A 15,367-nucleotide genomic window follows, 5' to 3' on the forward strand; every position below is an offset into this window, starting at 1 on the left:
CTCCGCCATCCTGGATTTGGACCGCAGAATCGTCAACGCTATGGGCCCCGATTCCGATCGCGACCGGCTGGATCTCAGATCTACCGACAACGGCCTGATGGCCAACTCCGCCTTTAAGCCTGCCGCCGACAAGCTGCGTTCCGGCCAGCCCTATTCACCCTACGGAGGCCTGTTCAACTATACCTCCAAAGGCACCACCATCATTCCCAAAAAGGTTGTGCCACTCTATCCGGCAGCGCGTTTTGTGCCGGACACCGAGAGTATTACCCTCTATGAACAGCAGTCTCAGCGGCTGGACGGCATCAATGTCTCGGCCTTAAACGAATGGGACGTGCCGTACTATGGCTTTAACGCCCGGCTCGACGGGGAATGGACGGTGGTGGACGAAGACGGCGACCTCAATATGGAGTACGCCGAGATTGGCGCCGACCGCAACAGGAATCCCATCGTACGTGCGCTGAAGCCCGCAGGAGACACGGAGCTCTACCTTAGATACGCACCTAACTCCGCTAAGGTGGCCATGAGCGATGACTGTTTCATTGAAGAAATCCTGCTGACCATCAGACCCGTACCTCTTTCAACTGTGACATTGACGGGCAGCTTTGACGAATTTTATCTCAACGACGGCAGCAACACTACCAATATCTCCGGTCTTACGGTGACTGCGGAAGACCTGGAGGGTGAACCGTTCACCCCCAGTGATATCAAGTGGTATGCTGAAGCTGCCGATGGCATTACTGTGGACGAGGACACCGGTGAGATCGACTTCGACAAAGCCGGCACCTATCAGATTTACGCCATCGTTAACGAGGTGGAGTCAAACCGGGTTTCCCTGACCGTGCTGCCTCCCCGCTATCTGGCGGAGATCACTGTCGAGGATACTATCCCCGCGCTGATTTGGAACGATGACAGCAAAAACAGTTTCGATCTGTCCGACCTCACAGTATCCGGCCAGGATCAGTACGGCGACTCTTTCATCCTGGATCCTGACGAATATCATTGGACTTTGGGGAAAGAGGGTTACGCCTCGATTGCAGGCAATATCCTGACCGGCCTTGTAGTTGGAACCGATACCCTGACCCTTTCCTATCCGACCGAGGCCAGGGACGCAGAGGGTGCCCCCTTGGGGGTCATATACGCTCCACCGCTGGCTGTCACGATAAAAGCACTTCCCTATATCAATGAGCTTTATTATGATTCGGGCGCACCCATGGCCCGGGAAGGGGCAGCCTACGATTTGAACCAGATCCCGTTGCGGGCCCGGGATCAGCACGGCGATCCCATAGAGCTCCCTGACGATATTACCTGGAGCCTGGCGGAAAACAATCAGACAGACGCCAGCATCGACGCTGAAAAGGACCAGTTGACTGTTCCAGAGGGTACGGTTCCTGAGGCCTCTGTGGCTGACGTCATCCTGGAAGCATATTCGCCAACAGCCGACAGAACGGCAAGCAATGTGGTTGTCAAAGTACGCCAGAAACCTGTGCTCAAGCAGCTGACTGCGGCAATGACGAGGGATCTCCTTTTACGGGTAGACGAAAATGCCATGCTCAACCATTATTTCACCGTTGCCGGCTATGATCAATACGGGGAAGGGTTTTTACCGGAGCCTGTATGGCATTCCAGCAACCCCGCTGCCATCCAGCTTAACGGGGGTATACTGCACGCCCTGGTAGAGGATGCAGAGAGCCTGATTTACGCTGACTGTGAAAATTCCAGAGGCGAGACCATTACCAGCAACAAGATTCCTCTGAAAGTTGGCGCCCCGCGGCGGCTAAGCAGTATCAGTGTGAACAACGTTCCGCAATCCGTAGCCCTAAATGCGGTTCTGTCTCTGAATACGCTGGCGGTGGCCACCTTCGACCAGTATGGCCAGAAATTTACCGCTGAGGAGCTTGAGGCTTACCCGTCATCAATCCGCTGGACGCTGGAAAATTACGGGACAACGGCTGCCATAAACGAAAATACCCTTTCTTTTGGAAGCCAGAGTGGCAAAGTGACCTTAATCTGTGCCTGCGTCAACTCCGACACCGGAACAAGCTTTGTGGAAAAACGCCTTGATATCCGGGTCGGCCCGTACGTTTCCGCAATAAGCCCCGCTTCGGCCAACATGCCTTCTGCGGGGGGAACAAACGTCATTACCCTGACCGGCGTAAGCCTGGAAAATGGCCTGCGTATTTCGGCCTTTGACGGAACGGGAAGCGCTGTCCCGGGTATAACTGCAGTTACCACGGGTACCGGCACGCAACAAAAGGCGACCCTCAGCTTCCCTGCCAACAACGATACTGCAGACGCACAGACTTATACCTTGAAGCTTTCCTACAATGACGGCACTGTCTACGAAGCGGCACCTGCAGCCATCGTTACTGTTGCTAAGAAGGGCAGCGGCGGAGGCGGCAGTGGTGGTGGAGGCGGCGGCGGATTAAGCCCCTCCGGAACCTTGATTGACAGCAAAGGCGGCACAGCAAGAAAGGATGACGCCAAGGCGGTAATTCCCAAGGGCGCCGTTGGTACCACCATCAGAGTAACCATCACCAAAATAGACAGTTCAGGTCTTACCTTCCCTAAGGGATACAGGCTGGTGAGCAGCATATTTGACTTCAGCAAGGATAAGAGCGGTAATTTCAACAAAGACGTAACCATTACCCTGCCCTTTGACAAGAGCAAGGCAGATCAGGAAAAAGATGAGCTGGCAGTCTTCGGGTGGGACGGAAGCAATTGGAACATGCTGGACAATATTGAAGTAGATTGGTCCGCAGGAACAGTCAGTGGTACGACAGACCACTTTGCCAAGTTTGCGGTTTTGGCAAAAGCCAAAACCGGTATTGAACCTGTGGTACCTAAAGAGCCGGAAGTCCCGTTTGCGGCTTTAAATGATATTTTAGGCCATTGGGCCGAAGATGCCATTCGCAGCCTGGTTGGATCCGGTGCAATTAACGGGTATTCTGACGGCACCTTCAAACCTGATAAGACAGTCACCCGGGCTGAATTTGCTCAGATGCTTGTGAATGCCATGGAAATCCCGGCTGCTAATAATAGCGAAGTATTTGCCGACACTGAAAGTCATTGGGGCAAGGCATCCATTGCCGCCGCCTATGCCGCAGGAATTATCTACGGCTACGGGGACAACAAATTTGGTCCTGATGACCCGGTTACCCGGGAACAGATTGTAGCCATGGTAATAAGAACAGCCAAACTGACAGGCCCCTCTGGGCAGTTAAGCTTCGCCGACAATGAGGCCATCTCCGATTGGGCGAAAGAGCCTGTTGCAATAGCTGTTGCCAACGGATTAATCACCGGCTACAGTGATCAAACCTTCAGACCGGGGAACAATGCCACCAGGGCTGAAGCGGCAGTGATTATATCCCTAGCTTTAGAGGCAGGAAAATAATACTATAGGTTAACGCAAGCGTAATATTGCTGTTAACCCGATAGAAAACAGCAGCTTTTGAACACATTAAAACACCCCCGGACGTGAGCCCGGGGGTGTTTTCTGGGAAAAGTATTGTCTAAGTTGATTTTGTTTACTTTAGTTGAATGCCAATCCATTGATTAAATCGATACTGCTGACAACTTCCGGTGGTAAACATGGTCTGTTCAAAATCTGCGATAGAAAGTCTTAAAGGACAATATAGACGTTCCCATCCTCATGGTAACGGCCCGGACCGAATCCGCAGATAAAATACGGGGCTTGGGCTTGGCGCGGACCATTATATCGCGCGGGATACCGTCTTAATCTGTAACATTGTCATTGTCTGATTTGAAACCATGCGAAATAACCCCGCATGGCTTTTTGATGTCCATGGGGGGACTAATGCGGTTGCATGGACGGAAAAAAGCGGCGCGTTTACCTTGCTTTTGTTTAGAAATAATTTAATTCTTGGTACACTGGCTTGCTTGTTGACCTATATCGCACAGAAAAGGCGTTCGGTGGTGTGATTCGCCAGAATGTGACCCAGGAAATAAGCATTAAAACTTCCCCGGCATTGCTTAAAAACAACCTCTACAAAGGAAATTGTCGGAGTATAAAGAAGATATTTCAAAGGTATATTATAGGCTAGTACAATACTCCAGTAAATCGTTTAACCTGAAAGATGTCATCAAAATTATCAAAGCTGGAATTGCCAAAGGAGGGAAACGTATGAGCTCCTTTGTACTTGGTTTTCAGGATATTGATCAAACCAAACTCATGGTTGTTGGGGGCAAAGGCGCCAACCTGGGGGAACTTGCCAAGATTGAAGGAATACGCGTACCGGATGGTTTTTGTATTTCTACTGAAGCCTTTAAAAGAATCATTGGGGAAACATCGCCGATTAACGAATTGCTTGCTCAGTTATCGCTTCTAAAGGTGAAAGACCGGGATAAAATCGCTGAACTTAGCGGTGAGATGCGCAGGGTCATCGAAGGGACCGCCATCCCTGAGGACATTAGTGCAGAGATCATCAGCCACCTTTTAAGGCTTGGAGAAAAAAATGCCTATGCAGTACGCTCCAGCGCAACCGCGGAGGATTTACCGGCGGCCTCTTTTGCCGGCCAGCAGGATACGTATTTGAACATTATCGGTAAGGAGGCGATCCTGAAGCATATCAGCAAGTGCTGGGCATCGCTGTATACGGAACGTGCTGTAACTTACCGCATTCAAAACAACTTTGATCACCGTAAAATATACCTGTCTGTAGTTGTTCAGAAGATGGTCTTCCCGCAGGCGTCAGGAATTTTGTTTACTGCCGATCCCGTCACTTCCAATCGGAAGGTGTTATCCATTGACGCCGGCTTCGGACTTGGCGAGGCCCTGGTCTCCGGCCTGGTGAATGCTGATATTTATAAAGTACGTAACGGCAAGGTTATCGATAAGAAGATATCCGCCAAGAAGCGGACTATTTATGCCTTAAAAGACGGCGGTACGAAAGAACAAGAGATCCTGCCTGAGCAGCAGAACAGGCCAGCGCTGACAGATGAGCAGATTTTGCGGCTTGAAGGCATAGGCAGAAAGATCGAAGCACATTTCGGCTGCCCCCAGGACATCGAATGGTGTTTGGCTGATGATGGATCAAAAGGAGACATTCCTCCAGGGCAGGTGTGTCCCCTGACCTTATTCATTGTCCAGAGCCGGCCCATTACAACGTTATACCCTGTCCCCGAAGCCCATGATCAGGAAAATCACGTCTATGTATCTGTCGGCCACCAACAAATGATGACCGACCCCATGAAACCATTGGGACTGTCTTTTTTCCTGTTAACCACTCCTGCACCCATGCATAAAGCTGGTGGAAGGTTGTTTGTCGATGTTACCCACATGCTGGCTTCGCCTGACAGCAGGGAAACTTTATTAGATACCATGGGACAACACGATCCGCTCATCAAAGATGCCCTCATGACCATCATCAAGCGAGGAGATTTTATAAAATCGTTGCCAGATGATAAAAAAGAACTAAGTCCCGGTAAAAGCAATAAAGTTATTTCGTCTGCGGGTTTTCGTACCCAAATCGAAAACGATCCGACCCATCGTCGCTGATTTGATTAAGAGAAGTCAAACATCGATAGAGGAGTTAAAACAAAACATCCAGACGAAATCGGGAGCGGATTTGTTTGATTTTATCCTGGAAGATATCCAGCAATTGAAGAAAATTTTATTTGACCCACAAAGTTCGGGTGTGTTTATGGCTGCTCTGGATGCTTCCTCATGGATCAATGAAAAAATGATGGAGTGGCTAGGCGAAAAAAACGCAGCAGACACGCTTTCTCAATCCGTACCAAACAATATCACTTCGGAAATGGGTCTGGCGCTACTGGGTGTCGCGGATGTGATTCGCCCTTATCCAGAAGTCATTGCTTATTTACAACAGGTAAAAGATGATAACTTTTTGGATGAACTGGTTAAGTTTGATGGCGGACGGGAAACCCGAGACGCTATCTGTGCTTATCTCAACCAATATGGAATGCGCTGTGCCGGAGAAATCGATATTACCAAACCTCGTTGGAGCGAAAAACCAACTACCCTTGTCTCCATGATCCTCAGCAACATCAAGAACTTTGAGACCAATGCCGGCAAACGGATATTTGAGCAAGGGCGGCGTATTGCTTTGAAAAAAGAACAAGAGTTATTAGAGCGGTTGCAGCAATTGCCGGATGGTGAACAAAAAGCCCAAGAAACAAAACGAATGATCGACCTGATCCGGAATTTCATGGGTTATCGTGAATATCCCAAATACGGCATGATCAGTCGCTACTTCGTTTATAAGCAGGCTTTACTGAAGGAAGCCGAACAACTCGTACAATTGGGCGTTATTCATGAAAAAGAAGATATATACTATCTCACTTTTGAAGAACTTCGCGAAGCCGTACGCACAAATAAACTGGATTACCAGATCGTAAGCATTCGAAAAGACGAGTACAAATTCTATGAAAAACTAACTCCCCCGCGTGTGATCACCTCTGATGGTGAAACACTCTCCGGTGAGTACAGACGGGAAAATCTCCCGGCCCAAGCTATAGCAGGCCTGCCTGTTTCTTCCGGAGTAATAGAGGGGCGGGCACGCGTCGTTTTAAACATGGAAGACGCTGCTCTGGAAGAGGGAGATATATTAATCACCTCTTTTACTGACCCCAGCTGGACGCCATTGTTTGTATCCATAAAAGGCCTGATCACAGAAGTTGGCGGACTGATGACCCATGGAGCGGTTATCGCCCGTGAATATGGCTTACCAGCGGTTGTCGGAGTGAAAAATGCTACCAAAATAATAAAAGACGGACAGAGAATCCGAGTAAATGGAACTGAAGGCTATGTGGAAATACTATGATGGGAAGAGGTTGTCGTTGAAAGATTGACGAGGGGGTGTGCGTTTATTAATAGTTGATGCATTTGCCAGATGAGTATTACACGAAACTTATTACTGTAAAGGTGGCCTTGCAGTAACATTTGATTCTAGCGTAACAATAAAAAGAGCGGTTAAGATGTTATTCTTAGCCGTTTTTTTATGGTTTTGTCTATACTTTTTCACTCGTTCTGCTGTCTTTTTTCGCTTAACTTCTTTTGTATATTCCGGACAAATTTGCACCCCCCTGACCGGCAAACCGGTCAAAAAATTTTATGATAATGCCGGGCAAAAAGCTTAGCGATGAAGGTCACGTGGGTTACAAAAGTTTTACCTGAGCTTGCATTGATTTTACATATGCTTGCCTGGGAAGTTAACATTGTATCTCTATAATTTTCATTAGAATCCAAAAACTGAACGCAAGGAGGGAAGCATAGGTTATCGGTATTGTAGCCAACATTATGTAATTATAAAGGAGGTACAAGACTTGAAGTTAAGAAAAGCCATATCCAGTTTACTGCTATGCGTCACTATTACTACTTTCAGTTTTTCCACTGCCGCCCTGGCCGCTGATAGTTCATTGCAGACCCCCAGCCAGGTTGCCCTGGCTATGACCAGTGAGCCCACAACCAGCATAAACATAAATTGGACAACCCTCGACACTACTCTTACGGATCCCGTAGTAATGGTCTGGCAGGCCAATAAAAAAGAGAGTAGCGCAGTGCAATTTGACGCCAATGCCGAAACAAGAACGGTAACAAGTTCAACAATCACGGGTGTAACCGAGAAAAACTTTTATTCAGCTACCATCACGGGGTTAAAACCAAACACCGAATATAGTTATAAGGTTGGGACTGCGGAAGAAATGAGTGAAGAGCGCGGTTTCAAAACAGCTCCGAATAATAACGGTAAGTATACCTTCCTGTATTTTTCCGATTCACAAATTAAAGAAAATCATTCCCGGGCATGGCAAGCCAATCTGGATATGGCCCAAGAAATATATCCAGATGCCAATTTCGCATATATTGCCGGAGACCTCACCGATAAAGCTCAAAACGAAGGACAATGGGAATCTTTCTTTAATCAGCCCGGCAATGCCATGTTCAATGAAGATTTCAGCGGCAGCCTGATTTCTGAGCTGCCCCTGGCCGCCGCTATGGGTAATCATGACTCCAGCAATGGCGGAATTGGAGGCATAAGCAGTCATTATACCTGGGATAATGAAGTTGAGGGTGTACCGGTGTCTTATGCTTTTGATTATGGTGCTGCACGGATGATTATCCTGAATTTGGAAGCAGCCTATTCTCAGAACAGTGACGCCAACCGTGAAGCTCAAACTGAGTTTTTAAGGGACGAAGTTGCCCAGGCAAAAGCAGAGGGCAAGTGGATCTTCGTCGGCTTCCATAAATCCTTATATTCTGGGGCCAACCACATGGATGATCAAGATGTCATCTATAACCGGAAGTATTGGGCGCCTATTTTTGCCGAACTTGATGTTGATTTCGTTCTTCAGGGGCATGACCATGTTCTAAGCCGTGGTTTTGTACAGGAAGACGGCAGCGCAGCGGATATTACCAGACAGATCTCAGACCGTGAGTATATGGCTAAAGATCCTGACAATACACCCCTCTATTACGTTGGTAATACCGGCAGCAGTCTAAAATTCTATGCGCCCATCATGGACGACAGCTGGATCCAGCAAGACGACCCGGTGGCCCCTGACTTTGGCTATCTGGACATAAATTCAGCCTTACCAGCCGGTTATGTCTCAGAAATCACCGGGAAAGTCCTGAATCCCGGGCCCTGCACTAATGATGATCTGGAGGGTGTTGATCCTGATTTCTTCCGCACCCCGACCTTTACAGCTATAACCGTGTCAAAGGGAACCGTTGAATTTAACACCTATATGACCGGTTTTGATCCTAATACCAACTCTATCGTTGAAGATACTTTTCTTTATGACAGTATTAAAGTTACTAGATAATTGCAGATATAACGAGAGATCAATAGATAGTATCCACAGCAGATAAAACAGGATAAGGTACAATAAACCCGGTCAAATGGATAATATTTGATGACCGGGTTTTTTTCAGCAAGCGCCAATCGGTACCGCTTTAATAACAAGGCATTTATGTCTTTAGAGATCACATTGAGTAAGAAATAGGAGAAAAATTCGGAGGGGGAAAAAATATCACTGCGCCCAACTACTTCAGGTTTTATTTCAGCCTGACTCCGTGGGCGTAAAAATAGTTTCTATAGTTACTTCAAAAAAGCGTGCTATTTTGAAAGCCAGTTTAAGAGAAGGGTCGTACCTTCCTTTCTCAATGGCGTTAATAGTGGCCCGCGTAACGCCCAGCTTGTTGGCCAATTCCTCCTGGGTCAGATCATGCATGGCTCGATAAACCTTCAGCTTATTTTTCATTATTGTTTCATCTCCAAAAGGACCAGGCTGGCAAACCAAAAAAGCAGTCCTGCAATTAATATACCTATCCATAATCCTAATTGGTCAAGGGCTATCCAGGGCTGTATAATTGCCCCTATGATTAAGAAATTAAGAAATATAAACGCCAAAGAGCCCGACCAGGCATAATGCAACACAATTCTTTCGTCTATAACCGGGTCAGGGAAAAAATGACTGACTCCAAACCTTTTGGCGAGATAAAAAATTATAACAATTCCTAGAATATAAATAACCAGCATACTTTCCCCGCTTGGATTAATAGAAAATATGGAAAGAACAGCTAGAACCACTCCTACCAGAATAATAGGCACACTAAGTGCGGTAAGAACTAATCCAATCCATAATACAATGGGTTTTTTGGGCGCTATATTAATAAAAAAAGCGATCGCAAGTCCAGCGGCCGTTGCCAAAAGCCGAACCGGATCGACAATGCCCTCCTTGAAAAACTGAACTATCACACTTATGATCAGAAACATTACCACGAATACCCCAAACCAAACCAGTTTATTTTGCATAGTGTTTTTCTCCTTTTGGTTTTTTCAATTTAAATTGTATAATAAGCTGATCTAAATGTAAATAATATTTTACCTTTTATATCACATACTTTACATAACCATCGTGCAGAGAAGAGCAGAGAGACTCTTTGTATCATCATGATAAAAGCTATGATAATAAAGCGTGATCTGAAGGGTTTGATTTAAATGGAAATTCATGATAATAAGATTAACAATAGGTAAAGCTCTTAAATATCGTCGGCTGAGTTTCGCCTATCATATTGTGCGTATTTAGACGAGAAAATGAATAGAGCATGGATTTACATAGGGATGGAGATGAAAGAATGGCTGTAGATAGGCAATATTTATCGGATGTTGAAGCGATATTAACGCACAGATACGATAATGGAGGCGATCTTTGGGCCACACCCGACAAACGTTTGTTAAAAGGAGCCCCGTTCTCAACTCTGGAGAGTGTACTTTTCCTGTTAGAATTGGGTATGGAGCCTGCCGAGCCTTTGCTTCAAGAAGCTGCCCAATTGTTTTTCAGCACCTGGCAGGAGGATGGACGTTTCAAGATGTATCCCAAAGGCTCTATCTACCCATGCCACACCATCCACGCCGCCAATGCGCTTTGCCACATCGGGTATGCCTCGGATGCCAGGCTGCAAAAAACATTCCAGCATCTTTTGAATATTCAGTATATTGACGGCGGCTGGCGTTGTAACAAGTTTAGCTTTGGCCGGGGCCCGGAAACAGAGTATTCAAATCCCTTCCCAACGCTTACCGCTCTTAATGCTTTTCGCTTTAGCGACTATCTCAATAAAGAACCGGCACTTGACAAAGCTGTAGATTTTTTGTTGAAGCACTGGATAATCAGGAAGCCGATTGGTCCTTGTCACTATGGAATGGGCACATTGTTCATGCAGGTCGAATATCCTTTCCGCAATTACAATCTTTTTGTGTACGTCTATGTTTTATCCTTTTATAACCGGGCCAAGGCAGACAAGCGGTTTCTTGAAGCCTTGAAAGCACTGGAATCCAAAACGGTCGATGGACAGATTGTGGTTGAGCGCGTTGTTCCGAAGCTGGCCGGGCTTTCTTTCTGTAAAAAGGGTAAACCGAGTATATTGGGAACAAAACGCTATCACGAAATCTTCAATAACCTTGGCGAAAAGAGATAGGCAGTATAAGAGGACAGTTAAGCGCCAGCCGAGGCAATTCTCCGGCTGGCGCTTTTTTAATCGGCATCAAGGTCGAAGATGTTGTTAAGTCGATAACATCTTACTAACGTGTGTTTTCGATTTTGTTGTCAAAGATGTTGTTATTGCAATTATTCTCTATATTTCCCCCTTTATTATTAATGATATTGTTTTCCTGCACGATATTTTCATCGCCACTGATTTGGATACCGGTTCCGTGGTTTTTCTTCACAAGGTTGGCAAATACAATATTTTGGTTGCTAGAGACGTCGATACCGTCGCAGATGTTGGCTTTAATGTCGTTGTTCACCACGATGGAGTTGTTTCCCAACAGTAACTTTACGCCGTTGGAAGTATTGTTTTCAACCCGGTTGCCGTATAACAATGTGTTTTGACCCTTTGTGAAGATGCCTTCACCTTGGTTCCCATAAATACTGTTGTTGATAACGGCATTGCCAGTAGCGGCAGGGGTCCAGATTTCCAAGCCGTGGCCGCCGTTATCATTGATAACGTTTTCAACTAGCCAGTTGCTTGTTGAGCCGGGGTTTGACCAACCAAGTAATACGCCAACTGAGAAATTGTTACGAACGGTGTTTTGGTAGAGGAAGTTGCCGGTAGAATCTTCAAAGATAATACCGTCGGCGTTGTGGTTTTGAAAGATGTTCCCAATAATACGGTGGTAACCTCCTCTATAAATCCATATTGATCTGTGGGAATTTTGAATAACAAAACCAAAAACTTCTACATTGTACGTATTGTCAAGTTTGATGGCGTTCTCAGAACTCGTACTGGACTCAAGAATTACACCATGCTTTACTTTTGCGACAATCCGGATGGAGTTTTGGCTGACTATTATTGATTCTTTATAACTCCCTTTGTCCACTAGTACGATGTCACCGGGGTTTGCGGCATCAACGCCGAGTTGTATCGTATCTCGGTCTTGTGGGACTCGGACTATTGCCATTCATATCACTCCTTTTTTGGGCCACTAATTTAGTTACTGGTTTTTTATAGCTTATGATTATTGGAATTTTATGGTGAAAGCTTAATGAACAATTGGCTTTATATCCACTTTTTGTACATTTTCAAAATAAAAACCTCGCTATTTCTTGCGATTTAGCGAGGTTTTGGTTAAGGAGACGTATAGGTTTTAAAAAGGGTTTTAGAAGCCGGTGCGAAGGTTTTTAGGCATCACGATTGGTTTGTCCGGTATAATTTGATATATTGCTGGAATAACCGGCCCTTGATCGCTAATTTTGTTGCCTGTCACATATGCGCTGGCCGGTAAAACTCTGCGCACTTCTATGAGGCTTGAACCATACCAGTAGGAAAAGCTATCAATTATTCCTATAGCGGTGGGGTTTCCTGAGCAGGTGTTTATTATGCAAGGTTTGCCGTTAATTACGCCCATGTATATAGCTACATGGCCTATATGTGTCCTGGCTGGGGCATCAGAGTTCCAGAATGTGAATATGTCGCCGGGTTTCAGCTTTTCTACGCCTACCAGGGAGTATTTAGACGTTCCGGATATTTTATTCGCATAAACACCCTGAACCTTTACCCCTACTGAGCCATAGTTTTTGGCTGCCGAAGTGATGGAATATCCGAAATCTTTGTATACCAAAGAAACAAAATTAGAGCAGTCGATATAACCGGTGGTAGCATACTTGGTATGCCCATACTTCATATAGCCATATTCCATGTACCAAATTGCGCGCCCCACCAGAGTTTGAGCAAGGCTGCCGTCAAAGTTGGCCCGGAAAGAGTCAACTATCGGTTTTTCGTGGCTATTATAATGACTGATACTGGCTGCAGTAGGCAGTTTAGCGGAGGCTGATACCGGGGGCGACGGCGCTTTCCCTGTTAATGCATCATTCAGGGCTGCCTTGGTTTTCAGACCCACAGCACCGTCCGTTTTTAGTCCTCGGGATTTTTGAAAACTCACTACAGCATCACGAGTTTTTGAACCAAACCATCCGTCTATACTATATGAGTAAAAGCCCAATTTAGTGAGATCCTGTTGCAATTGACTGACGGCTGAACCCCGGCTGCCCAGGATTAGATCTTTTGTACCATAACTGTCCTGTGTTAATGCATCATTCAGGGCTGCTTTGGTTTTCAGACCCACAACGCCGTCCGTTTTCAGGTCTCGGGATTTTTGAAAACCCACTACAGCATCATGAGTTTTTGGACCGAACCATCCATCAACACCATTTGTATAAAAGCCCAACCCGGCAAGGTCTTTCTGCAACTGACTGACAGCTGAACCTCGGCTGCCCAGGGTTAAATCTTGTGCGCCATAATCACTGGCCCCGGCTGGCAAAGGTATTATAGCCACCATAAGTAAGGCTAATACACACCAAAAAAACAATTGCTTGCAACGTAACGTTAGCATCAGTTCCTCCTTTCAGAAGTCAGCAATAAGAAGACGACATTCATTTCATTTAAGTTTCGTATGTAATTTTTAAACATTTCCGTTAGCGCCTCCTTAATATTAGATAATTCGGCTCAAATCTTTTACTACCTTTTGGTAAATGTGGGCAATTAAATCAGCACTGGTTTTATAAAGGGCTTTATGGCCAGATTTTCCTGTTTGGTGAATCGGCAGGCAATAATGGCAAATAATAGTAGAGGCTGCTCAGCCTCTACTAGACTAATAGCGGGTGATCACTCGATAAAAGATACGTAAGGGTCTTTGGTGTTAGGTAAGGTTTGGTATGCTTTTAAAAGATTGGTAGGATTCAGGTTGGGAAGTAAGCGTTGAAAACTCAGACAATTTCATCGCGGGCACTTTGCGGTTTCCTAAAAACCTTGCAAAGGCTTCACCATAAAAAAGACCCAGGCCATGAAAGTGGTCTGGGTTCCTTTAATTGTTTGGAATAGAGCCTGCTAATGGGCTATCTATCAGGTGGACAGATGAAATAATCCCGTACTCAGATATTTTTCTCCCCGGTCGGGGAAAACGACCACTACAAAGCCTTCCTCTATGTCTCTGATGCATTTCAGTGCGGCGACCATGGCCGCTCCGCTGCTCATACCCACAAAAATGCCTTCCTGGGCCACAATGGTTCGGGCCATGGCAAAAGCATCCTCGGATTCAATCATGACCCTGCAGTCGATCTGGGCAGGATCGTAAATTTCCGGGACTATGGCCTCCTGCATGTTTTTAAGGCCTTGGATATAATGGCCCAGAACCGGATGCGCCTCAACGATCTGAATATTAGGATTTTTGGCTTTTAATCCCATGCCTACTCCCATAATGGTTCCGGAGGTGCCAAGAGCGGAAACGAAATGGGTAACCTTGCCCCCGGTGTCCTCCCAGATTTCGTTGGCGGTAGTTTCATAATGGGCCAGCTTATTATATTCATTGGAAAACTGGTTGGGCATGAAGTACTTATCAGGATGGTTGCGGCAAAGTTCATGAGCTTTCCTGATGGCTCCATCCGTACCTTGAGAGGCATCCGTAAGAGTAGTTCTGGCTCCGAAAGCCTCAATCATTTTGCGGCGTTCCACGGAAACCGCTTCACTCATGACTATTTCAACCGCATACCCTTTGACGGCGCCTATCATCGCCAGACCGATCCCTGTATTTCCAGAGGTGGGTTCGATTATGGTTTTTTCCTTCGTCAAAGCACCGCATTCTTCCGCCTGTTCAATCATTTTTATGGCAATACGATCTTTGATGCTCCCGGTTGGATTAAATCCCTCCAACTTTGCGTAAAGCGGGATATGCGGCTTGGGGTTCAGCTTATTTATCCTAACAAGTGGAGTGCGGCCAATGGTATCGATAATGTTGTCGTACATATGCTTTCTTCCTCCATTTTACTATCCAACACTATATTATATAGCATCTTCCACAATAAGCGTGAAAAAAGTATGCCCGGTATGTCGTTTGATATAAAGAGAATATGGATATTGTGACCGGGTTAAAAATGGAACCATCTCAAGTTTATTTGCATTATCTATGGTGATGGCCAATATTATTTATAAGGTGGTGATGATAATGCAGCAGAAGAGAAGGAAAAGAAGAAGAAGGAGAAAAAAATGCGTATGTGTCAAATGGAGATGTTGGTAATCCATATCTGACCGTTCCCTCATTTCAGTCTTTTAAACCATACGGCGCGCAAGCCTTTTCAGCCCTAAGAAGTATAATATATAATGATCAAATACAACCGTAATAAATTAACTTAAAGTAATAGATAAAATTGGAGCGGAATGCATGAATGATACTGTTGGGTCACTTCTATATATAATAGGTTTACTGATTATGTATGGGGCAATAATATACTTTCTTATATGGATTATTAGAAATATTAAAAAATTGGATAATCAGGTAAAAGAGTTAACACGCAAAATAGAAAACCCTAACAATAACAGTGATTGAAGCTTGCAAAT

At 45.7% G+C, this 15,367-nt stretch carries 8 protein-coding genes and 1 pseudogene; 4 read left to right on the top strand and 5 right to left on the bottom strand.

Annotated elements, in window-relative coordinates; translation table 11 throughout:
* From B3W37_RS01040 to B3W37_RS01050, 3 genes and pseudogenes are all read left to right on the top strand, one after another.
* On the top strand, positions 1–3,391 hold a 3,391-nt coding region (locus B3W37_RS01040; RefSeq protein ID WP_483174524.1), incomplete at its 5' end, for an S-layer homology domain-containing protein.
* A 750-nt stretch (positions 3,392–4,141) separates the two neighbouring features.
* Positions 4,142–6,800, top strand: a pseudogene (gene ppsA, locus B3W37_RS01045) (phosphoenolpyruvate synthase).
* A gap of 502 nt (positions 6,801–7,302) precedes the next feature.
* Positions 7,303–8,799 carry a purple acid phosphatase family protein gene (locus B3W37_RS01050; protein ID WP_481042436.1) on the top strand — a complete coding sequence of 499 codons (1,497 nt, stop codon included), beginning with the start codon at positions 7,303–7,305 and terminating at the stop codon, positions 8,797–8,799.
* 237 nt (positions 8,800–9,036) lie between these two features.
* Here B3W37_RS01050 and B3W37_RS01055 read toward each other — a convergent pair whose 3' ends face one another.
* Positions 9,037–9,237 (bottom strand): helix-turn-helix transcriptional regulator, encoded by a 201-nt coding sequence (locus B3W37_RS01055; protein ID WP_481042438.1) that lies wholly within the window; start codon positions 9,235–9,237, stop codon positions 9,037–9,039.
* Positions 9,237–9,791: a hypothetical protein gene (locus B3W37_RS01060; protein ID WP_481042440.1), complete on the bottom strand. Its 555-nt coding sequence runs from the start codon at positions 9,789–9,791 to the stop codon at positions 9,237–9,239. Before B3W37_RS01060 ends, B3W37_RS01055 begins: the two co-directional genes overlap by 1 nt.
* 323 nt (positions 9,792–10,114) lie before the next feature.
* Here B3W37_RS01060 and B3W37_RS01065 point away from each other — a divergent pair, with 323 nt between their 5' ends.
* The gene (locus B3W37_RS01065) at positions 10,115–10,954 is read left to right on the top strand and encodes a prenyltransferase/squalene oxidase repeat-containing protein (RefSeq protein WP_483174525.1); all 840 of its coding nucleotides are present in this window, start codon (positions 10,115–10,117) and stop codon (positions 10,952–10,954) included.
* 103 nt (positions 10,955–11,057) lie between these two features.
* Here the strand turns inward: B3W37_RS01065 and B3W37_RS01070 are convergent, their stop codons facing one another.
* The 3 genes from B3W37_RS01070 to B3W37_RS01080 form a co-directional block, all read right to left on the bottom strand.
* Positions 11,058–11,936: a right-handed parallel beta-helix repeat-containing protein gene (locus tag B3W37_RS01070; protein ID WP_481042444.1), complete on the bottom strand. Its 879-nt coding sequence runs from the start codon at positions 11,934–11,936 to the stop codon at positions 11,058–11,060.
* A gap of 198 nt (positions 11,937–12,134) precedes the next feature.
* Positions 12,135–13,367 carry a peptidoglycan-binding protein gene (locus B3W37_RS01075; RefSeq protein WP_481042446.1) on the bottom strand — a complete coding sequence of 411 codons (1,233 nt, stop codon included), beginning with the start codon at positions 13,365–13,367 and terminating at the stop codon, positions 12,135–12,137.
* A gap of 509 nt (positions 13,368–13,876) precedes the next feature.
* Positions 13,877–14,776 carry a PLP-dependent cysteine synthase family protein gene (locus B3W37_RS01080; RefSeq protein WP_483174526.1) on the bottom strand — a complete coding sequence of 300 codons (900 nt, stop codon included), beginning with the start codon at positions 14,774–14,776 and terminating at the stop codon, positions 13,877–13,879.
* Positions 14,777–15,367 lie beyond the last annotated feature (591 nt).

This window comes from Syntrophomonas sp. UBA5494 (assembly GCF_002426325.1).

What these genes read in the sequence shown, in the direction of transcription:
- B3W37_RS01055 (WP_481042438.1), bottom strand. Translation starts at nt 9,237, where the DNA reads ATGAAAAATAAGCTGAAGGTTTATCGAGCCATGCATGATCTGACCCAG.
- B3W37_RS01060 (WP_481042440.1), bottom strand. Translation starts at nt 9,791, where the DNA reads ATGCAAAATAAACTGGTTTGGTTTGGGGTATTCGTGGTAATGTTTCTG.
- B3W37_RS01065 (WP_483174525.1), top strand. Translation starts at nt 10,115, where the DNA reads ATGGCTGTAGATAGGCAATATTTATCGGATGTTGAAGCGATATTAACG.
- B3W37_RS01070 (WP_481042444.1), bottom strand. Translation starts at nt 11,936, where the DNA reads ATGGCAATAGTCCGAGTCCCACAAGACCGAGATACGATACAACTCGGC.
- B3W37_RS01075 (WP_481042446.1), bottom strand. Translation starts at nt 13,367, where the DNA reads ATGCTAACGTTACGTTGCAAGCAATTGTTTTTTTGGTGTGTATTAGCC.
- B3W37_RS01080 (WP_483174526.1), bottom strand. Translation starts at nt 14,776, where the DNA reads ATGTACGACAACATTATCGATACCATTGGCCGCACTCCACTTGTTAGG.